Here is a 21,910-nt window from a genome sequence, read left to right as displayed (position 1 = left end):
AGACATTAAGGTTTAATAAAATTCTCGATAAAATCCGTACAACACAGGGAAAGTTTGACCCCTTGAGATCAGGAAATCCCACTAAGTGCACACCTTCCAACAGATCCTGTTTTTTCCGTTTCCAAGAATCTTGCGAAAGGGATGATGCTTTTATCTTTGAGAAGATTGTCTTCTTCGATGACTTCTTGTAAAAGTCTGAGTTGTTCGGGATGGTCGACAATCCCTTTTTTCCAACTAAAGAAATCGTAAGCTTTGCTGAAGCCAACCTCTTCAGTACCATCGAGATCGCGCTTGTTCCACATGCCAAGAAGCGATAGCAAAGCGTTTTGAAGCAATGCCAGAGGATAAGTCACAATTTCTGCGATTGCCATTGCTGCTTGATGGCGGATGAAGAACTTGCGAAGAGCTCTCGGCGCACAATACACAAACAGCGGTCGTTGGGCAATTTGGTATTTCATCCCAACTTCACGCAACATTTTCCCGACGAACGAGACACAGTTGCTGTTGATCAAGTTATAGTTGACTCCCTTTTTCTGCTGCTCGATGATTTTTTGCTTTAATGCTTCGAACTTCTCTTTATCCAATTGAATTTTTGTGCGTTTCCAGTGCTCTTCTTGACCTAAAAATTCTTGGAGATCACCGGCACCTCTGACATATCCTGGCAGGGAGTCAAAACGTTGAATGCTTCTTAAGCGATAGTCCGGATCCCAGAATGTTCCCACGCTGTAGACATTCCCTTCGGGGTCTTTCAATCGTAGCCAACCGTGATTTTCTTGCCCGGTGACACTCATGATTTCCAAGCGGTAATCTTCTGTTCTTCTCTCTTTCCTCTTGAACAGCGGAATCTCATCCCTCCATTTAATAGGGTGTTGCCCATCGCCGATTTTCGAAAACCCAAGATCGTAAGTGTAGGTGTATTCATGCCCGTCTTTTGTGGAAACAATACGTCCGTTGACCTGCTTAAAGTGGTTTATTAGATTGTTTACAGATTTCATCTTTCCATCGAATAAAATCATTAAATGATGGTCCTTGACTTCAAATTGATGATTGAACGTTGACGCTTTGCGGTGAAGAGAAAGAGCTTTGACAAATTCCAATTCTTCCGGATGATGCATGAACACATCCAGCAAATCTTTTTCGCTGATCATCCATTCGTTGTTGTATTTATCTGGGCTTCTGCGGCTGCGTGATGTTTTAAGATTGATCCAAGATTGCACCTCTTTTTTCGCCTCTTCAGTAAGAAACAGATCTTTAATGGCTTCAAAGGAATCGGCCTGTTCATTTTGATCTCTCAAAAATTTTGAAACGCGGTTTAAATCGATATTTTTCAAGCGGGCAAGCATTGGAGCTGTTGCTTTTTCATCAGCTTTTTGCGCAGTTTTTACAAGCTCGGTAATCTCTCGGAGAGTCTCTTGGCGGACTTCGTTGCCCGCTTTTATTTCTCTAACAATTACATCGACAGCGTATTCCAAGTCTTTGAGTTGGAGTTCGGAGTACACCTCGAAAGCTGATGTCGAAAAATTGAAGCGCAGATATTTTCCTTTTTCCGCAGCTTCTGAGACGGAGCTTTCCAATGAGGGGATGATTTCCCGAGGATTGATCATCTCGTTGAGATGGAGAAGAGCGGCGAGATTTTGTTCAAAATTTTTGCTGTTAGCGTTCTGCAGGTTCATCAGAGGATAGCTTGCAGGCGCTTGTTGTGCTTTTCCCCTTTTTTTCTTCATGTCAGAGTCTTCCGAAGCGGTTTTGATCATCTCTTGCATTTCGCCAATGAATGTTTCTTCAACCTTTCCGTCGAATACGTGGAAGTCTGCAACATCTGGAACGGAGCTGCTCAAAGCAGTGTTTAAGGCTTCAATAAATTTTTTCTCAGAATTTAGGGCTGTTGCTAAGCCATGTTTTTGAAGGGCTTCCGCGGCGTCCATCTCCCATTGAAGAGATTGCGAGAATCGGGTGTCGAGCAGAAGATAGTTTTTCATCAAGATATTCTCTGCCAGTGTTGCGCCGCCGGGCTTTGAGATCGTGACATCGGCGATCGCAGAAATTTCAGCCATCTCTTCTGCTTGTGTGTATCCTCTAGCCTCAATTTCTATCGTTGGCTCAATTGCTTTAAGCTTTCTGACTTCGTCATAAAATTCTTTATTGTTGCCGCAGACAACAATCAGCTTGATATTTGCCAATGCTCCTTTTTTGGCTTTGGCAATTAAAGCAGGCCAGGGAGTATTGCCGCCGCATCCGCCATTCATGCATAAGACAACTTTCTGGTTTTCTTTGACTTGATATTTTTCTTTAAGCGTTGGTATATCGTGCTTTTTCAAAAATTCCTTTCGAACAGGAAAGCCCATGTATTTGACCTGGCTGCTGTCTATTCCGGCATCCTCGACACATTGTTTCATTTCCTCGATTGGGTAAGGGCATAAAACTCTTTGATGTTTGTAGTGATCTTCTTGATTCAGTGCTTTTTTGACATGTTCGCCAACGTGGCTGATCATATCCGTGTAGACTTGAACAAAAGGGATGCCCAATTCTTTTGCGACTTCTAATAAGAGATCGGAATGCCTTTCGTAGGTAACGACAACAACATCTGGATTTTCCTGCAGAAGTTTCCGTCTAATTAATGCCTTTTGCATTTCAATCTCTTCTTGAGGTGTGGGCGATGATCCCATCTGTTTAAGGAGGTTAATCGCTCCCCAGTAATTGCCTGCGACAAGAGTGTTGTAAAGCGTTGTGATAGAGTGTTGAGGGCCAAGAGCTTGAAAAAGCGGATCCCGCTCAATGAGAATTTCGTCGGGAACATCGCATGTGGAAACGCGGTAATTTTTTCCAATCGCACTAGACAGGGCATGGGTCACACTTTTGTGTCCGTTCCCCCAGCTGCAATAAGCGAAGAACACTTTTTTCCTTTTCTCTGAACCATCAGAAGGAGAGTTTCCAACCTCAACTGCTGCTGCAGGTTTGATCTCTTGAAACCCTAAGTCGGGCCAAAAATCGACAGAGCCGCTTTTCGGTATCACTTGGTTGTTGAGAATGTCGTCGATCGCTTCCCACTCGGATCGCAGCTGGCCGATCATGACGCTCATGTAAGTTGCCGATCCAGTGTATCCAATATGGCTGTCAAGAAACACACCCAGATTTTGGTGCATTCTCTTTAAGTCTTCGAGAGATTCATCAGAAAAGTCCTCTTTATGATCATTAATCGTTGTTCGTAAAGAGGTAAGCTGTTGCACCACTTCATGAATGCGCGCTTGTGTTTGCAGGTCATGGGATAGGCTGACAAAAGCGCTTTCTCCTTTTGGGTATTCAATACTCTGCATCATTTCTGTGATGATCTGCCTTTCAGTTAAGGTCAGCGTTTCATCTTTTAGTCTCTTTTTAAAATAGAACCGAACAGCACGGATAAACGCCACTTCATCTCTTGTTTTAATTGCTTCGGAAATTTCTTTACTAGATCCCGCATCTTTAATGTTTTGAGCCCATTCGTAGCAATTGACGCGAGAAACAAAAGCTTGTATTGCTTTGACGCCTGCGACGCTGAATTTGTATTGGTTTTGGTATTGGCGCAAATAGTGATTAATTTCTATTTGAACTTTAGGCGTTGTCAGCGTTTGGATTGTTGCGTAGTGTTCTTTGTTATTGATGCCGTTAAGCGAAGCAACAGCAATGAGATATTGTATCGTCTCATTGATTTTCCCTTTATTGAGTTGGTCCCTTAGATGGATAAAGGATCTTCTGTCGACCATTTTTCTTTCATGCAAACTCTTTAAAACATCCATTACCTGGTTTTTAAATTCTTTTTTATCGTAAATCGATTCGCGGAAATTGTAGAATTGATAAGGAGTGATGAATTTAAGGTTCATCATCGTATGCAAGTAAAGAAGCATGGTGTTTCTGTCCATTTCATCTTTATTGCCCCACCAGTTGCTGAGTTTATGTGAAATGGCATCGTAGATTGCCTTACAGACTAAAATCGGCAAGGGCAAGACTTTGTGCTGTGTGATGTGTGCCTTGGATCTAGCTAGGAGCTTTTCCTCTTTTTTTGTGGTAAATCCCAGTTTTTCGGTTGCACTCTGTGTTTTTTTGCCAACTTCTCCTTCGCCTGCCACTTTGGAATGTAAAATAGAGTATTTTTTTTGTTCTTCTTCCAGTTGCTTCAGAGATTCTTCAAGGGCGATTGGTTGGCTGACTCGGACTTTCCATGGACGGATGACTGCGTTTAAAACAGAAAGGTCTGAGTTAAGCTTTCCGCTCATCATTGTGATGATGACTGAGGAAAGAATCGCAATCGGATAAAAAATCGGGTTGAAATGGGCAACTTTTTTCACCCAGTTTGGCAGGGATTTTCCCCATTGAATCACTTTCCGGCTAATTTTTTCAGGAAAAACTTGCAGGCTCAAGCGCATCAGAAATTCTTGAGCAGACATTGTCGTTTTGGCTTGAATTCCGATTAGACGCAGCTTTTTCCCTACGTAATCGGTGCAGTTTCCTTTGATCAGGGATCCTTCAACACCTTCTTCTTTGTCCTTGAGTATAGAATCTTTCAGTTTTTCATATTCCTCTTTGGTGATCTCAATTCTTGCTTCAGTAATATGGTGATGTGCGAGAGGAATTGAGGAATACCGATCTGGTGTTTCGACTCCCATTTTCTTATCGCCGAAAGGGATAAGGATGTCGGAGATGTCGATGTTTTTTTGCAGCCCATATTGACCTGCGTAAAAGAAATTTCCTTTTTCATCTTCCAGTCCCAGATAAGAATGCGATCTTCCAAACTGTACTTGCATCGGGTCTTTAGTACTTGCATAAACACTCAGCCAAAATTTCCCTGAAGGGGGGCGAGAGAAAAAGTCTTTCATCTCTTTCTCTTCGACGGAGGAGCCTGGGAGGATTCCTCGATTTCCTCCATAGTAGTAGCCATCTAAACGGTAATTTTTGTCTGTTTTGAACAGTAAATTTGTGCCTTTGAGAAAACTGTATCCAGTTTTAGTTTCCACTGTTCGCAACCCTTTAAATTCATGCCAGTTTCCATTGATGCAAATTTTTCCGATAAAATCATCGGGAATTGTCAATTGTTGTCCATGCACGGCGTGGTGGATGTAGTTAGCTCGTATGAAGCGATACCATGGCGTGTTATCCTGAATTTCGTTTGCTAAGAGGTTGATTTGCGTTGCGTCATCTGGAGTTTTTCTCATTAGCAAGATAAGCGATTCAGCAGAAGTTTGATAGAAGTCTTCTTGATTGTCTTCATTGACTAATTTGTTTTTTTCCATCCAGCGCAGGTAATCATAGGCGCATGATTGAAGAATCCTTTTCTGTTCCAAGCTGTAATCATCAGATTTTGCAAGCCGAAGAATTTTTTTTGCTGTATCCAAAGGGGAACGGCATTTTTCAGGGGAAGATGCTTGAACGTTTAGTTCATCTTCCTCTCTCAGTTCGTAAAATTTCTTCGATATATGGTGATGATGGATCAAATTGACAATGTTTATAGACATAGCTTTTCCATATTCAAGTATAAAATCAGCCTTTATAATGCTTTATTTATGTTAATTTTTTATAAAAAACTATTTAAGAAATTATTTTAAATAAAAAATATGATAAATTTTAGTAGATGAAATTTCAATTCTTGAAGTTGACCCTTGCGGCGGTTGCCGCAAGGGTATAGAGAAAAAGCGATCACAGCTTATGCATAGACCAGACAATTCCAGGAGAAAAATTTGTTCTTCCTAAATCCAAAGCGATAGTGAGGCCATCTGCTTCATAGAAAAGACCGATCTCATCACCAGCGTTTAGATCAACATCGCCTGCAAGCGTAACTGTTCCAGAGCCTAAGACTGCTCGTAATGTAAGAAGCGCAACATTGATGTTAAGGATCGGCATGTTGCCGCTAACGAGATTTGCGTTGTCGCCAATTCTTCTAACGACGAAGCCTGGGTCGATTCCAGCCCCTAAGCTGATTGTGAGGGCTGCGGTCGTTTTATAGCTGATTGTAGCTTTGATTGCATATCTGCCTGCTTCAACAACTGTATACGTTCCCGTTGCAGCATTGAAGCCTGTTCCTGTGAAATAAGGAGAAGTTGTGCTCCAATCATCTAACTGAGTACTGCTGCTTACAGTAAGGACATCTTTCGAAGCAGAAAACCCTTCATGTACAGCTTCTGGACCAGTGGGTCCAGTTGCGCCTGTTGCGCCTGCAGGTCCCGTTGGGCCGGTAGCGCCATCGGCTCCGTTAGCACCAGTTGCACCAGTTACACCGGTAGGCCCAGTGGGTCCAGTTGCGCCTGTCGCGCCTGCAGGTCCCGTTGGGCCGGTAGCGCCATCGGCTCCGTTAGCACCAGTTGCACCAGTTACACCGGTAGGCCCAGTGGGTCCAGTTGCGCCTGTTGCGCCTGCAGGTCCCGTTGGGCCGGTAGCGCCATCGGCTCCGTTAGCACCAGTTGCACCAGTTACACCGGTAGGCCCAGTGGGTCCAGTTGCGCCTGTTGCGCCTGCAGGTCCCGTTGGGCCTGCAGGTCCCGTTGGGCCGGTAGCGCCATCGGCTCCGTTAGCACCAGTTGCACCAGTTACACCGGTAGGCCCAGTGGGTCCAGTTGCGCCTGTCGCGCCTGCAGGTCCTGTTGGTCCGGTAGCGCCATCGGCTCCGTTAGCACCAGTTGCACCGGTGGGTCCAGTGGGTCCGGTAGCGCCTGTTGCGCCGTCAGTTCCTGCCGCGCCTGCAGGTCCTGTTGGACCGGTAGCGCCATCGGCTCCGTTAGCACCAGTTGCACCGGTGGGTCCTGTTGGACCGGTAGCGCCATCGGCTCCGTTAGCACCAGTTGCACCGGTAGGCTCTGCGGGTCCTGGAGGTCCTGGAGGTCCTGGAGGTCCTGGAGGTCCAGTGGGTCCTGGAGGTCCTTGAATGGGTTTTTCGCACCCCGCGAGAATCTCTTCTAGAAGAGTACAATCGAGCTCAAACGTATTTTCTACGTTGTTCTGATAATTGACTTCCTTAACTTGCTCCTCTAAGACGTCATCCTCTTCCGATAGAGTGAGTTGTTTCACATAGGATAGGTTTTGGATATTGTCATTAAGTAGTTTGACAACTTTCTTTCCTCTGTCTCCTTCAGTTAATTTGTGTCTAATGTGCTCTGCAGATACCAGCAAGCCATCTTGAAATTTTTCGATCAAATAAGGTGAATCGATCTGGTCGTGATACACAATGTAAAATTCGCCATTTTCATTGACGATTTCAGTCACCCCTTCACGATAAAAGAAATAGTAGGGAATGGAAGAATCCGAACCCTGAAATTTGAGCACCCTCTCCTTAGAATCGGTCACAATGCCGTCATCCTTGAATGGGAATGTGCGGTTAGAAGGAGTGTATTTCCCTGTTTTGACATCGACTTTTTGAAAAAGTTCTGTCTCGGAAGGGAAATGGATCGTAGCCGATGCGCTGGCAATGCTAAAAATTAGCATCTGCAAGCAAAATAAAATCATAAAACGTCGCATAATCCTACCTGTAAAAATTTTTATACACTTTTTAATCAAAGCGTATTGTTGAATGAATTGACTTCAAGATTTGGTTTCTCATTAATCTTGGAGTCCATTCATTAGTAGTTTTTTGTGTAACGGCATACCTCCTCGGTTGGGATATAGTTTCTTCGTCTGACTCTGGATTTTGAGTAATCCGGGCAATATGAGCGGCAGCAGGGATTACAGAAAAAGTCCAAAGGCAGATTAATCGATAAATAGGCTTCGCCTTTGGATTCATTATATTTGTCATAATAGAAGATCCCTTCCACAGATAAGATATTTCTCCATGAAACGGCCAATCCTCCCATAACGCCAAGTTTGCTGCAGCAGCCGCCTGTTAAATAGTAGCCGCCGATAGCAGGATAGGCCCAAAGGTTGCAGGGCAGGCAGATGTGCTGGCGATACTCGATATCATATCCCTGTAGTGCTTGAGTCCACGATTTACACTCCACTTCATAAGGTCCTTCGTAAACGTCGTAGATCTTGCAGCGGCAATGAGCTCTGTCATCTCCGGCATTAAAATACGCATTTCCGCGAATGCTGTATGCGCATTTAATCCATTCCAGCCCGACACTTGCCTGCCTGAATGAATGGCTGCGTCTCACTTTATCGACTTCGATACCGGATGATTCGCGAATGCATTCGAACCTGTCTCCATCAACGCATGTGCGAGTATCGTTATAATCGAAATAGGTATTGATACCGAGGAGAGTGTTTGTGCAAGGTAGACAAAATCGCGCGCCGATTCCCGCTGACACGCCACTGCCGCCGTGTTCAAAAGAGGAACCGTTGACGTCCAGGAAAAGGGTGATGCCATTTCTGAAAAAAGAGTTTTCAAAATACATCAGTCCGCCAGTAAAAATTGATCCGTCAAAGCATGGCCTATTTCCTAGGCGAGCATCGGCATATAACAAGATAGAATCTCTGCAACAATCTCTTTTTGGCTGATAACAAGGAGTGCTAGCGCAGCTTTCTTCTATGTTTTCTTGTGGAACAAAAAGGTTGTTGTTATTTTCGTAAAAAGAGGTGACCCAAGGAGTTTCCTTACCTTGAAAGCGAAATGAATGTTGAGGTTCGGATTCAGCTTTAGCAACCGAACTTTCTTCTTTTGCAAAAACGGTTTCAGCTTGTGGCTCGGCTGCTGCAATTTCTTGAATGGATTCCGTTTGTTTGCTTGTGGAATGTTCAGACAGAACGTTTTTTGCTTCCTTGATGAGTTTATGCAGCTCATTTTCCAGTTGCTCCAGCCTTTCAATTTCAGCATTGTATTGACTAACCTTATTTGTTGAGGCGTCTGCTGCTGTTGTTATTAGAGAAAGGCTGAAAATGCTCGTCGATATAAATTTTTTCAGGCACATACTGACCTGCTCCCCTGAAATCGGTCCATATAAAATTAGAGGTTTGTGTAAACTATTAACCACAAAAAGGAACACAAGCCATGAAAAAAAGATTTTCGGAAGAACAAATAATAAATGTTCTCAATGAAGTAAAAGCAGGTCTTAAAGTCGAAGAAGCCTGTCGCAAATACGGAATTTCAAATGCTACTTACTACAACTGGAAAGCTAAATTTGACGGTATGGTTGCTTCAGATGCAAAAAAGCTTCGCTCTCTTGAAGCAGAAAACAACAAGCTAAAGCGATTGGTTGCTGAGCAAGCTCTCGACATCGTAGCTTTGAAGGATGTTGTTTCGCGAAAGTGGTAACCCCGCGAGCCAAGAAGGCATGCGTGCAAATTCTTGTAAAACAACACAAGAGAAGTGAGCGGCGCGCATGTCAGCTTGTTGGGGTTCATCGATCGGTTGTACGATACAGCTCAAGAAAACAAGATGAAACCGCTCTTATAACCAAGATAAAACAAATCGCTTACGAGAAACGGCGGTTTGGATATCGTCGCATACATATGATACTCAAACGCGAAGGCGTGAAAGTCAATCATAAAAAGGTGTACCGTATTTACCGTGCCTGTGGATTAAAGGTCCTGAAGAGAGGGGGAAGAAAACGCGCTATTGGCTCAAGAAGAGCTCAAGATAAACCTTTCGCTCGCAATCAACAGTGGGCTCTTGATTTTGTCCATGATGCTCTAGCTAATGGCAGGAGAATCAGGCTCCTGACTGTGATTGATACCTACACCAGAGAATGCCTTCGGATATTTGTGGACACATCTATAAATGGGAGGAAGGTAACAGAGATATTAAGCGAAATTATGGTTGCAAATGGAAAGCCAAAGGTAGTCCTTAGTGATAACGGAACAGAGTTTACCTCGAATACCGTGCTAAAATGGTCGTCTGATCAGGGAATAGATTGGCAATACATAGAGCCAGGGAAACCATATCAAAATGGTAACATAGAGAGTTTTAACGGCAAGCTTCGAGATGAATGTTTGAATGAAAATTGGTTTTTAAATTTATCAGATGCAAGGAGAATTGTCGGAAAGTGGGCTAATGAATACAATTTATATCGTCCACATAGTGCACTTGGAGGACTGACGCCTCACGAGCTGGCTAGCCAGCTCAGTGAGTGTTTGAACTCTAGTGAAAAAATGCTACAGTTAACAGGAACCTCTAGTTGAAACTGGACCTAATTATGGGGCAAGGTCAATACATTCACCCTGTTTCGTTTAAAAAAATGACTTTAAAATCTTTCAAAGAAAAAAAACAATAATTAATTATAAATTTTTGAATTTGGCAGAAGTTCAATTGCCATTAAAAACAGAGAGTAGATGATTCCACTCTGTAGAGAAATAAGAAAAGGGTTGGTAAATCCGGATAGAATCCAAAGAAGAAAAAGACAAAAGAATGCGAGTGAAATCCGTGTAATTGGAGGGATTAAAAAGGGAATGGCAATAAAAGAAAGGAAAATGAGGAGAATGGAGACACCGGCAATGCCCAATTGCATTAAAAACGCAGCCCACTGCACTTCGTAAGAGTGTAGAAGTTTGTGGTCGCGCATCGCTTTAGGCGCATGTGCTCCTAAGCCGGAGCCGGTATAAGGCGTTTTTGCCGTTTGCTCCAACAATGCGTTGATTTGATCGACTCTTGCTTGATCGGAATAATAGCTGGATTTACTGAAAAAACGTTTCTCTAAAGAATCTAAAAAATTTTGAGGTCCGAATGAAGCAATTGCAAAAATAAGACAAATAGCAGATAGCGCCGCAGACTGTATGAATTTTTTTGAAGTTAGTGAAAAAATATAAAGAATCAAAGCTGCGCCCTGAACGAATAGTAAGTAGCGGGAAAATGTGAAAAAATTAGAGATTGGTGTAAGCAATAGGTAGAATTGTCGAAAGAGGGGGGGGAACTTTAATTCGAGTCGCTTTGAGAAAAGGACAAACATGAAGAGAAACGGTGTCGATATATCCACAGAGGTTTGCAGCCTTTGCAAACTGCCGACAATGCCCATCTGTTGGACGCGGAAGTTTGCAACTTTTAAGAGATCCCACATATTAAGCGCCCCGCAAAAATGGAAGAGGATCAATGACAGTTTGCATAAGCAGTAAAGAAAATTGCTCAAAATTGCAATTCGAATGATCTGTTGAGGGATGATTAACTCTTCTTTGTAAAGGTAAAGGGTCATAAGAGGAACGGCGGCGGTAATGAGGAATAGCTTGGCTTGGTCAAAAGTGGAAGATATCTGAGTGATTGGGTTCGCGATGCCGATGGCCATCCAGAGGATGAGAAAGACTAGGAAAAAAGCAAGGAAAACTCCATGCAAAAGTTGTTTTGGATGAAACCTCTGCCGGACCATGATTAATAGAAAGATGCTGAAAGCGGCCGATAGAAAGAGAAGGCTTTTAGGAGAAAACAATCCATGTGTTCCGTCTGAGGGCAAAAGCATTCCAGTTGCTATTAACAAATAATAGGGAATGAGTAAAAGCCTTAAGGGGATTAGCAATTGAAAACCTTTACGGTCAAATATTTAGTGAGTGAGTAGAGACTTCCGATCAGGTGCTTCCGTCCCCAGTTGACGCGCAGTTCATTTCGGGCTGAATAGAGCCTGTATTGGCGAGGCATTTCTTTCCGGTTCTTTTTCCAGCCTCGGCAGTGATAGGCTTTAAGTTCTGGGACATATCGCAGCTTCCATTTCTTTTTCAACAATCTAAGCGAAAGGTCAATATCTTCCTTATACATAAAATAACGGCTGTCCATGACTTCACGATTTATTCTCGTTTGGTCAAGAGCCTTTTTTCTGCCGAGAAAAACTGCTCCACAGATAGCGGGGATGTCGCCATGTCCAGGAGAGTTGACGGGTTCATATATGCTTCCTTGTCCTCTATCATACCATTTTCCGTACCAAGTGGAAAAGATTCCCGTTGTATCAACGAACCCTGTAGGTTTTTTCATCTCGAAGTCATACCCCAAGGTCAGCCCTGTGATCGCGCCGACGTCAGTGTGGTGGGAAAGATAGCGTGCGCCGTTTTCCAGAAAATCGGGAAAGAGAAAGGCATCGGGATTGAGAAAAAGTACGGCATCAGCTTCCGGATCAACAGCAAGGTATCCTAAATTGTTGCCGACGCAGAAACCGCAATGAGGTTCCGCTTCGATCACATAGCACTCCTCCCTGTATTTCTCTAGATAACTGCGGTCTTTCGATCCTGTATCGACTAAAATCATTTGATGAGGAGAAACAGTTTGCTGGCGGAGCGCATCTAAACATTTTGCAACTTGAGATTCATTATTATACGAAATGATGATAACGGAAACTCGTTGACGCTCAGGTTGTTTTTTCTTTAACTTAAATAACATAGGATTCGATTAAACCTATTAATTGCTTGGCCAGGGATTCCCTGGTGTACTGTCTGAGAAAAGTGAAGTTTGTGGCGGGCATTTCTTTTTTTACTTCTTTCAATTGTTCTAAGAGATAAGTAGAGATCTCATCAACTTCATAAAGGCATTGCCCTGCCTTTGCTTCAAGGGCAAGCAGTTGCGAGGCTTCCAGTTGTTTTTTGCCGATGCAGATGATCGGTGTTTTGGAAAACAGATATTCAAAAATTTTTCCAGTCAATATTCCATCTTTCTTAGTATCATTCCAGGGAAGAAAAAGGAGAGCATGAGCATCTCTTTGCATTCTTAAGGAATCTTCTCTGCTGATGAAACCGATCGATTTTACCCAAGTGGAGATCTCCATTTGTCTGATCTGCTTTTCAAGATGCTCCTGATTAGGACCGGCAAAGATCACTTCGAGGTTATCTAGAAGATTTTTTGTTTGAGGATTTTCAGAAAGGGACTTGATTGATTGAAAAAGTGGGGAAGGGTCTTGCTTTCCCTTATAAATGGAGCCTGTGTAGGCAATTCTGAATTTTCCATCGTTGATAAAGATGGGATCTTTAGGGATGTGATCGAGGTCTTCGACATCAAGACCATTGGCGACCACTTCGACCTTGTCTAGTTCAAATCTATTTTTTAGATCTTTTGCCAGAGGGTTGCTGACAGTTGTGACTAGATCCGCCTGTTTTAATAAGTAGCTTTCCATCCGTTTTTCAATGATATTGAAGGGAAATAAGCCAGGGTAGATGTGGTTATGGCTCCACGCATCCCGATAGTCCGCAACCCATCGCTTTGCAAGCTTCTTTTTTTTCAAACGATGCGCGACCAAGTGGGTTGTATAAGGTCCGGCGGTGCTAATCACAAGGTCCCAAGGTCCCTTTTCACAAGCTGCTGCGCAAGCTGGTCGAACCCAGAGATCTGTGAGATCCGGCATGCGGCAGGTTTTGAAAATCCCTGTGTTTTCACGCAAGCTCTGCAAAATTTTTCCGGAAAAGGAAGAAGACTGACTGTTTTTATGTCGATTTTTTACTTTCAATAAAAGGGTAGGGAGAGGAATTTCTATTGCTTCGTAGCCGGGGTTGGGAAGGTGGAGCATCACTTGTGGATTTTCTTGTTTTTGCGTGGTGAGTACAGTGACTGTATGCCCCTCTTTTGTCCAATATTTTGCCCAGGAGTAGGGACGTAGCGAGGCAATTGAGTTCTGAGGGGGAAAATAAGTGGAAATGATTAGAATTTTCATTGATTAGCTCCCCCAGAAAAACTCAAGAAACAAGGGATTGGTGATCTGGTCGCCTCTGAGTTCCAGAGTGCCTTCTCCTTCTGTGATCCAAGGCGCAGACGGGCCCGTACGGAGAAAAGCCTCGCCTTTGGAATTGGCTTCGAAAGGATAGGCAAACCGCTCGTTTTCAAATGATATGGAAGCTAAGTAGGTTCCAAAAGGGCGTAAGCCTGAACAATGGATGACGTAAGTTCGCTTGTCAGGAGAGGCGATTTCTAAAGAAATTCGATGTTTGTGATTATCGACTTTTTCGATCGGGTTAGGAACGATTTTTGTTGTCGCGATCAGTTTTTGGTCTTCGGAAACGAGAGCGAAGTTAACCGGCTCCCCAGGTAAGTAATTGGAGAAGAAAAGCAGATTGTTGTTAATTTCGATGAATTGATCGTCGAGTTTTGTGACAAGAATGCCGTTTCCATTAACGAAGAATTTTTTGTCTTGCAGCATTTTCCCTTCAAAATTGATGTGGTAGAGGGTAAAGATTCCTTCCGGCGGAAGGTTTCTTGCGGATAAGCTGTAGTAGCCGTGGATGTTGGTGGCTTTGAGGTGTTTAAGGACTGTTTCTTCATCCATATCGAGGTGGTGGCCAATTTCCGAAATTGAAAGTTTGCGTGGCGTGATGATAATGGGGCTTGTGCTTTGGCCTAACTTTCCCCGTTCGATGGATGAAAAGATTTTTTTTTCTAGAGGAGAAATTTTCTGATCTTCAGATACGCGTTCGCCGCATCCAATCAGTAAAAGGAAAACAAATAGAATGGATTTATACTGGAGCGAACTTAAAAATTGGTTTGCGATATTGTTGACAGCTTTTAATTTTGAGGATTGTTCGATTTTTTCAGACTGAGCTGTGATGGCTGTGGCTTTTAGTATTGTTTTCATCGAAATTTTTCACACTCCATGCTCCATGCGATGCAGAGCATATGACAATTCTGGATCAGCGGTGATCTAAAAAACATAATGTCATCTGTCCTGATATGCGGTATTTTTTGCTTCTTGATAGAGTTCTTTCACATCTTCGTAGCTGATGAATTTACCAAAGAGATTGTCATAGTAGCAATAGTGAATTTGCTGGTTTTTCAGGTAAGCGTAGGCAATAGATGGAGGTTCGTGAAAGCTTCCATCTTCTTCAACAAATCCAAAGTTGACGATAAGATCATCAATGGTGATTTCCCGGGAAAAATGTTCCGATTGATTGGCTTTTGAGATAAAAGATTCTACGACATCGACCACGAGGTTTCTTACTTCATCGATTTTCATTTGGCAATTTGAAAGGTAATGGAGATAGTAGTAGCCATATTTGCAGTCTGTTGGAATGTTAAGGGCGACAAGCTCCAATCCGTGGCGTTTTTTTTGAATTGAAGCTTCGTTAGTAATTAGCTGTTGGACAGGATCTTCTTCTTTACACATTTTTTTCAGTGGATTGCAAGAAGCTGTTAGTGCAATTAGCAGAATAAAAAGAGCTTTCATGGCGGCGCTATCTAGAGAAGGATATCTCGGTTTTTTCCCTGTGAGTATAGATGACTTGTGATTGAGAGTCCACACATAAAGAAAAATATTATTTATTCTTTTAATATAGATTTTTTTGTGTTATGAAATATTGTAATATTTATTTTTACAAGATGGGTAATGTCCTTGTTTTTAAGGGTTTTATGGGTTTTTTTTGTTTTTTGCGTTTCAATGCTTTGTTCGCAATCTCTTGTTCCTGTTGATTCTTATGTTTTTATTCACCGTTTATTATGGGATTTATCGGAAGTAGAGAATTTCGAAGAGAGTGCGTTGGCTTTAGGTGAGTATCAGATTGTTTCTTTCGGAAATACAATGATTGCCGATTCCGATGCAGAAGGCATCCGTTGCATTGTGGAGTTTATTGACGAAGGATTCTGTCAAATGGACTGTTTTACTCGTGGTGCGAGAGAGGATGAGGAAATTTACGAGTCGATTGAAAGAATCAGAAAGGCGGTCAGTCGATTAATTGCAGGATGTCAAAAGCCGATACAAGGACCTCGCGGCCCAACGGGACCTACGGGCCCAGTGGGAGCAACGGGTGCCACAGGGGAGGTAGGTGCAATTGGCCCAACGGGTCCTACCGGTGCAGCAGGAGTAGATGGTATAGATGGAGCGACCGGTCCAACGGGCCCTACAGGCCCAGTGGGAGCCACAGGAGCAACAGGGGAAACGGGGTCTATTGGTCCGACAGGGCCTACCGGTGCAGCAGGAATAGATGGTGTAGATGGGGCGACTGGTCCAATGGGACCTACTGGAGCCACAGGGGAGGTAGGTGCAATCGGCCCGACGGGACCTACGGGTCCAGTGGGAGCCACGGGAGCAACAGGGGAGGCAGGTGCAATTGGTCCGACGGGACCCACTGGAGTAGCAGGAGTAGATGGTATAGATGGAGCGACCGGTCCAACGGGCCCTACAGGCCCAGTGGGAGCCACAGGAGCCACAGGGGAGGCAGGTGCAATCGGCCCGACGGGACCTACTGGAGCAGCAGGAGTAGATGGTGTAGATGGGGCGACCGGTCCGACGGGACCTACGGGTCCAGTGGGAGCCACAGGGGCCACAGGGGAGGCTGGTGCTATTGGTCCAACGGGACCTGCAGGTCCGACGGGTCCAATAGGTACAATAATCTATAACAGTGGAGGGGCTGTCAATCCTTCAAAAGTATGGATAGGAACTGTATCTACATCAACAGGTGTTGCAAACTTTGATGTTTCATCTGCAGGCTTTAATTCAATTTCTTCAATTACAGTTGGATTGGAAAGACCCTCTGGGGGGGCGCAGCCATGGCCTATTATCACTAGCGCAAACGCAACCTCTGTTACAGTAACACTTTATTCCATTCAATTTAATGGAGTCTCTGTACTTGGAATCACTGTTCTTGGTAGCCAGAGTACGGAAGTATTTACAAACTCATCTACTGTTCATATTACTGTTTATGGAGAATGAATTTGATCCAAGTAGGGCTGTCGCTATACCGATCATATTTCGAAATATGACCGGTATAGAAGAATCTTAGGACGTACCATCGATTAGCTCAGGTTCAGGAAAGATTCTTGTCACATTCTCAACCCTTTCGCTTCTTGCAAATCTCTACGAATATTCACAGCGAAGCGAACGGAAAAAATCCCTCAAAAAGAAAGAAAATTTGCACAAATAGCAATATTGGAATGGGTTCATCATTTAATGAGCAATCCGCTTTTTATCAAGGGCGATCCATTCTTTATAAAAAGAACATCCATCTCATTAAGCTCCCCTGTCGGCAAATAATGTAATTCTAAAATATCCAAAGCTCTATAACCTAAGTTCTGCATCAGATTCATGATCTCTAAGATCAAAGGAGCATCCTCATTATATTCCAGTATTTTGGTTTCGAGTATAATCACTTGAGCATGAGTCACCACTTCCGGACTTCCTTGTAAAATTATTTTTTCAGCACCTTGAACATCCATCTTAATGAGGTCCGGTAAGGGGATATTATTTTTCTTTACCAATGATCCCAATGTCGTCATCGGAAGTACTTTGCTTTGACAGCATTCATCTTGATAGTACTTAGTTTGCTCTCTCAATACGCTATCACCAGTACTGTCGTTGGAATAAAATACCGCCGCTTTGTCGCTATCTCCTAACAGGGCGATATAAAAAGGCATTTGGGTCGCTCTCAATAAATCTTGGTGACTCGCATTCGCTTCAAATAAATGAAATTGCGCATTGGGAAATACCCTCTGAATATTCTTTGACCACAATCCATGGTAAGCTCCAATATCATAAATAATTTTTGGATCAAAGCCTTTTTGCTTAAGAAAATTCAATCGCTCAGCATGCTGATCTTTTTCTATGATCACTCTTCCGCTGCTGCTTTCCACAGCATTTGAATCATTTGTAATCGATAAGACTGAAAGGATAAAAAGCAAAAAGCTTGTATACAATGATCTCATAAACTCATCTCTCCTCATGACATGATGACAACTTAAAGTAACACTAATAAGAAGGGAGAGACAACGAAAAAGTAACGGTTGAATTTGATGAAGAAAAAAAATAGTGACAGTATAATATCAATTTTTTTATATAGCCGGATTGAATTGTTCCAAAAATCATTAGAAGGTTGAAATGAGACGTTTTATTCCCCCTCTTTTATTGGTTTTCCTCGTATCTTTTGCGGGAGTTTTTGCAGCTCCAACTGTCTGTTTGAATATGATCGTAAAAAATGAAACCGATGTGATTGAACGGTGCCTTCAATCGGTTTTGCCAATCATTGATTACTGGGTGATTGTCGATACAGGCTCTACTGACGGTACTCAGCAAATGATTCAGGCATTTATGGATAAACATGGCGTTAAAGGAGAACTTCATGAGCGTCCTTGGAAAAATTTTAGCCACAATCGCAACGAGGCCCTGCAGCTTGCCAAAGGGAAAAGCGACTATATCTTTTTTATCGATGCTGATGAATACTTGATGTATGAGCCGAACTTCAAACTTCCTCATTTAGATAAAGATTTCTATTACATCACTGTATTGCACTCAGGATCTTCTTATCCTAAGCTTCAATTCGCGAAATCTTCTTTAAACTGGAAGTGGGAAGGGGTGCTTCATGAATATTTAGGCTGTCCGGGATCAAAGACGTTTGCTACGTTGGAAGGGGTGAGCAACGTTTACACGACCGAAGGAGCGCGCAGTAAAGATCCACTAAAATATAAAAAAGATGCAGCGGTTTTGGAAGACGCATTGAAAGATGATCCAAGCAATTGCCGGTATGTGTTTTATTTAGCTCAAAGCTATAGAGATGCGCGTGAATATGACAATGCTCTTAAGTCTTATCATAAAAGAGTTTCGATGGGAGGATGGGATCAGGAAGTTTTTTACTCCATGTTGCAGATTGCCTCTATTAAAGAAATTCTCAACTATCCTAAAGAAGACGTTCTTGAAAGCTATTTTCAAGCATTTTCCAACCGTCCATCAAGGGCAGAGCCGTTGTATCGCATTGCAAATTATTATCGTAGATTAGGTGATTTTAAGCGCGGGTATCAGATTGCATCAATTGCCGCAGGGATTGAAAAGCCGAACGATATCTTGTTTGTCGAAGATTGGATCTATAATTACGGTGCTGATCTCGAACTGTCTGTTTGCGCTTATTGGATCGATGAGTTTGAAAAGTCGCGCGATGTTTCGTTAAAACTTCTTGATAGAGAAGATCTTCCCGGCAATGTTAGAGATTGCGTGAAGAAGAACTTAGAGTTTGCAAATGTTAAGTTAGCTGAATTGTCGATGCGGTAAGCTTCTTGAAACACGGAGTGCCATTTTTCCGCAATTTTCTTCCAGGTATACTCTTCGAAGACAAATGTTCTCAGCTGTTTCCGATCAGCCAAAGTAAACTGTTCGGCGCTTTCCATTGCCCGAAACAGAGTCGAGAGATACTCTTTTGGTGTTGAACACTTGAAACCGCCTCGTACGGTTTCTGAAAGAGCTGTCCCTTCAATGACTACAGGGATGGTGCCAGAGCCTTGCGCTCGCAAGGCGGTAATGCAAAAGGTTTCCGGAGCAATGCAGGGATAGGCCCAAATAGAGGCATGAGCGTATGCATTGTTTAATTCTTCATGGCTTACTCGCTCGTGGTCTACAACTGATAGTGCCTTGTAGTCGCTGATCTGGCGGCGCATTTTTGCTTCTTTTTCAGGAGATAGCAACCCCCAATGCTGCCATCCGTAATAGATGTCGAGAGTGGCGTTTGAAAATCTGTCTTTAATTGCAGGCCAATTGTCCAGAAGAATTTCTAAGCCTCTCGCATAATTTGATCCATAGATTAAAGAGTGCGGGTTGCTGCGGGGGACGATAGGAGTGAACTGATCAGGCTCAATCCCGTTACCGAAAATTCGTCGATAACGGGAAAATTCGGGATTTTTTGCCATCCATTGCTGACGCTGCCATTCAGAAAGCCAGAATACATCGTCAAAGGTTTCAATTTGCTCTTTAGGCAAACGGTAATGAATGGTATCGTGGGGCCAGAGATAGACATGCGCAGCTTTTTGTCTAAGCGTAAGTCCAAGGCTCGGCATGCGCCATGCGACAGCAAAATCAAACTGTTTCTCATCATTAGTATCGACGTCGATATATCTTGGATTCGCACTTTCGCGTGAATGAGGTGAGTTTGGAGGAGGATTGCCGTAGACTGTGACTGTGTAACCTAAATCGGCTAAGTGTTTGGAAAGATAGATCACAGCTTCTTCTGATCCGGCAATTCCTGAGTTGATCGAATCAGGATCCCAGCATCCTACGCCATTCACTTTGCAGGTAAAGATCCCGATGGAAGGGTGCTCAATTCCTGATAGGCAGAAACAGAAAAAAAGAAGGTAAAGAAACAAAAGCCTCACGTTAATCCTCCATTAAGTAGTGGAATGCCTCTGGCAGTGTAGAGATGAGATCGCTGGCAATCAGGCTGTAGGATGTTTTTTCATCTGCAGCGTATTCGCCTGCGGTTCCATGAAGAAACACGCCTAATTTCGCAGCTTCAAAAGAAGAAAGCCCTTGAGCTAACAGAGCGGCGATCACCCCTGTGAGCACATCTCCGCTTCCCGCGGTTGCCATTCCAGGATCTCCATGAACATTGACGTGGATGGGTTCGTGAGGGTGGAAGATAAATGTTGGCCCGCCTTTTAACACAAGTGTGACACGGTGGCTTTCACAATATTTTTGGCAAGACTCTAAAAACTCTAAGCTGTGAGGGGAAGGAGATGATTGAGCCATCAAACGGATCATCTCTCCGGCATGAGGGGTTAATATCGCTCCTTCAGGCGGATGCAAACCATCTTCTCCAATAATTGTCAACGCGTCTGCATCGATGGCGCAAGGCTTTCTGAGTTTTGGAAAAATTTCTTTCAGTAGGTGCCGTGTTTCTAAAGACTTGCCGATTCCTGGACCAATAAATCCTGCGGTCGCTGAATTTAGGAGATCGATTGCAGGTGTTGCATTGCCGATTTCATAGCCTGTTTTAATCACTTCGCAAGGGCAGGCTGCCAATTCTTTTTCCATTCCAGCGGGGTGGAGCATTTTCACGATTCCTGCACCGGATCTCAAAGCAGCGTGGCAGGCTAAAATTCCAGCTCCGGGCATCCCGGGTGATCCTGTCAATCCGACCACATAGCCGGCTTGGTATTTATGTCTTGAATTAAGAATTGGAGGTAATGAATGTTTAAGGTCTTGCTTTGTCAGCAAGACCATGCTTGCATCCGATTCCTCGATGTAGTTGTGAGGAAGTCCAAAATCTACATGCCGCAGCTTGCCTACATAATTCCATCCGTCTTGTAAAAAGAATCCAGATTTTGGAAGTCCTAGAAAAATTGTTTCAGCAGCGCATATTGCGTTTCCTTCAACAATGCCTGTATCTCCATTCAATCCTGAGGGAATGTCGATGGCGATGATCGGCAAATGACTGCTGTTTGCTGATTTGATGGCTGAGCTATAAGGTTCTTTTGCTGTGCCGTGGAATCCTGTGCCGAACACTCCATCCAGGATCACTCCAAACTGAGGAAATTTGATTTCTTCGGGATGGTTGATATCATGAATCATTCCACCGCTTTTTTTGAAACGGTTAGCATTTTGCCGGCATAAGGGGCTGGCATTTTCTAACGGGGAGATTTGAACGGCAGAAACTGCATATCCCCAGGATAACAGATACACTCCGGCAACATAGGCATCCCCTGCATTGTTTCCTTTTCCGCAAAAAAGGATCACTTCTGAAGGCAGATGGCGCTCTTCAATAAAAGCGTCCGTTTCAATGGCAATTCCTTTGCCGGCGTTTTCCATAAATTCTTCTTCTGTTGAGCCGTTTCGGTAAGCTTGCGACTCCAGATATGCCATCTGTTTCGAAGAAATGACTTTCATTCAATGCCGAAAACGCGGTTCAAAGGTCTGACTCCAAATGCCCAAATCAATGCGTAGGCGATGGGGACGAGCCCGATAGGAATGTACTGGGCTTCGCCTGTAAATCCGAGTATTTTTGGAATGGCGAAAAACAATGCCGGAATTAATAGGATGACTCCTAAAACAGCTCCATGCAGCAAATAAGCCAATACCTTGTTTGCCGGCCATATCCTGTTCCCATAAGCGACGTAGACTACGTTCCATACAGCCCAAACGATTGGAAGCTGATGGAAAAAGTAACTCTGCTTGATCGGCGGCCACCCAATAAAAAACTCGATCAAAGTGGCAATCTGTAATATTGTTGCCGGAATGACTATTCCTGCAACGAATGCTTTTAAATATTTCATCGTTTCACCTCCAATTTCCATTTATCTACCAATGGATAATTGAAATCAAAAAATATTTATCAATGAAAAATTTTTAGGAAAGGTAGTTAGTAGGAATTCACGCTT

Annotated in this window: 14 protein-coding genes; 3 read left to right on the top strand and 11 right to left on the bottom strand. The window is 43.4% G+C overall.

The genetic code is table 11. The features are described from left to right. Positions 1-68: 68 nt before the first annotated feature. From WCW_RS08710 to WCW_RS08700, 3 genes are all read right to left on the bottom strand, one after another. The gene (locus WCW_RS08710) at positions 69-5,486 is read right to left on the bottom strand and encodes a glycosyltransferase family protein (protein WP_013182851.1); all 5,418 of its coding nucleotides are present in this window, start codon (positions 5,484-5,486) and stop codon (positions 69-71) included. A gap of 181 nt (positions 5,487-5,667) precedes the next feature. Continuing rightward, a complete protein-coding gene (locus tag WCW_RS08705) occupies positions 5,668-7,467 on the bottom strand; it encodes a hypothetical protein (RefSeq protein ID WP_211259931.1) in 1,800 nt (599 codons plus the stop codon). Positions 7,468-7,580: 113 nt separating this feature from the next. Beyond that, entirely contained in the window at positions 7,581-8,861 is a 1,281-nt protein-coding gene (locus WCW_RS08700) for a hypothetical protein (RefSeq protein WP_013182849.1), read from the bottom strand. Positions 8,862-8,941: 80 nt separating this feature from the next. Here WCW_RS08700 and WCW_RS08690 point away from each other — a divergent pair. Next, positions 8,942-10,071, top strand: a protein-coding gene (locus tag WCW_RS08690) for an IS3 family transposase (RefSeq protein ID WP_143876344.1) whose coding sequence is annotated in 2 segments (ribosomal slippage) — positions 8,942-9,200 and positions 9,200-10,071 — 1,131 coding nt in all. Because the reading frame shifts where the segments join, the coding sequence is not laid out codon by codon here. A 92-nt stretch (positions 10,072-10,163) separates the two neighbouring features. Here the strand turns inward: WCW_RS08690 and WCW_RS08685 are convergent. The 5 genes from WCW_RS08685 to WCW_RS08665 form a co-directional block, all read right to left on the bottom strand. Continuing rightward, positions 10,164-11,336, bottom strand: a complete 1,173-nt coding sequence (locus WCW_RS08685) for a hypothetical protein (protein WP_041941609.1) — start codon at positions 11,334-11,336, stop codon at positions 10,164-10,166. Positions 11,337-11,386: 50 nt separating this feature from the next. Next, positions 11,387-12,244: a glycosyltransferase gene (locus WCW_RS08680; protein WP_013182846.1), complete on the bottom strand. Its 858-nt coding sequence runs from the start codon at positions 12,242-12,244 to the stop codon at positions 11,387-11,389. Beyond that, positions 12,234-13,505 carry a glycosyltransferase gene (locus WCW_RS08675; protein ID WP_013182845.1) on the bottom strand — a complete coding sequence of 424 codons (1,272 nt, stop codon included), beginning with the start codon at positions 13,503-13,505 and terminating at the stop codon, positions 12,234-12,236. Before WCW_RS08675 ends, WCW_RS08680 begins: the two co-directional genes overlap by 11 nt. 3 nt (positions 13,506-13,508) lie before the next feature. Then, entirely contained in the window at positions 13,509-14,420 is a 912-nt protein-coding gene (locus WCW_RS08670) for a hypothetical protein (RefSeq protein WP_013182844.1), read from the bottom strand. Between the two features lie 81 nt (positions 14,421-14,501). Further along, a complete protein-coding gene (locus WCW_RS08665; protein ID WP_013182843.1) occupies positions 14,502-15,008 on the bottom strand; it encodes a hypothetical protein in 507 nt (168 codons plus the stop codon). 210 nt (positions 15,009-15,218) lie between these two features. On the opposite strand from WCW_RS08665, the gene WCW_RS10485 reads away from it, so the two are divergent. Continuing rightward, complete coding sequence (locus tag WCW_RS10485; RefSeq protein WP_275450105.1) at positions 15,219-16,490, top strand: collagen-like domain-containing protein; 1,272 nt, start codon at positions 15,219-15,221, stop codon at positions 16,488-16,490. A 230-nt stretch (positions 16,491-16,720) separates the two neighbouring features. Here WCW_RS10485 and WCW_RS08655 read toward each other — a convergent pair whose 3' ends face one another. Then, positions 16,721-17,479 carry an FkbM family methyltransferase gene (locus WCW_RS08655; protein WP_013182841.1) on the bottom strand — a complete coding sequence of 253 codons (759 nt, stop codon included), beginning with the start codon at positions 17,477-17,479 and terminating at the stop codon, positions 16,721-16,723. A 172-nt stretch (positions 17,480-17,651) separates the two neighbouring features. Between WCW_RS08655 and WCW_RS08650 the strand changes: the two genes are divergently transcribed. Then, complete coding sequence (locus tag WCW_RS08650) at positions 17,652-18,815, top strand: glycosyltransferase (protein ID WP_013182840.1); 1,164 nt, start codon at positions 17,652-17,654, stop codon at positions 18,813-18,815. 1,095 nt (positions 18,816-19,910) lie between these two features. Here WCW_RS08650 and WCW_RS08640 read toward each other — a convergent pair. Then, positions 19,911-21,419 carry an NAD(P)H-hydrate dehydratase gene (locus WCW_RS08640; protein WP_013182838.1) on the bottom strand — a complete coding sequence of 503 codons (1,509 nt, stop codon included), beginning with the start codon at positions 21,417-21,419 and terminating at the stop codon, positions 19,911-19,913. Further along, positions 21,416-21,805 carry a hypothetical protein gene (locus WCW_RS08635; protein WP_013182836.1) on the bottom strand — a complete coding sequence of 130 codons (390 nt, stop codon included), beginning with the start codon at positions 21,803-21,805 and terminating at the stop codon, positions 21,416-21,418. The genes WCW_RS08640 and WCW_RS08635 overlap by 4 nt, the downstream gene beginning before the upstream one ends. Positions 21,806-21,910 lie beyond the last annotated feature (105 nt).

Source organism: Waddlia chondrophila WSU 86-1044 (assembly GCF_000092785.1).
In the GTDB taxonomy this organism is placed as follows: domain Bacteria; phylum Chlamydiota; class Chlamydiia; order Chlamydiales; family Waddliaceae; genus Waddlia; species Waddlia chondrophila.
The sequence above is the reverse complement of the archived record's forward strand: the minus strand, read 5'-3'. Positions and strand labels throughout refer to the sequence as shown.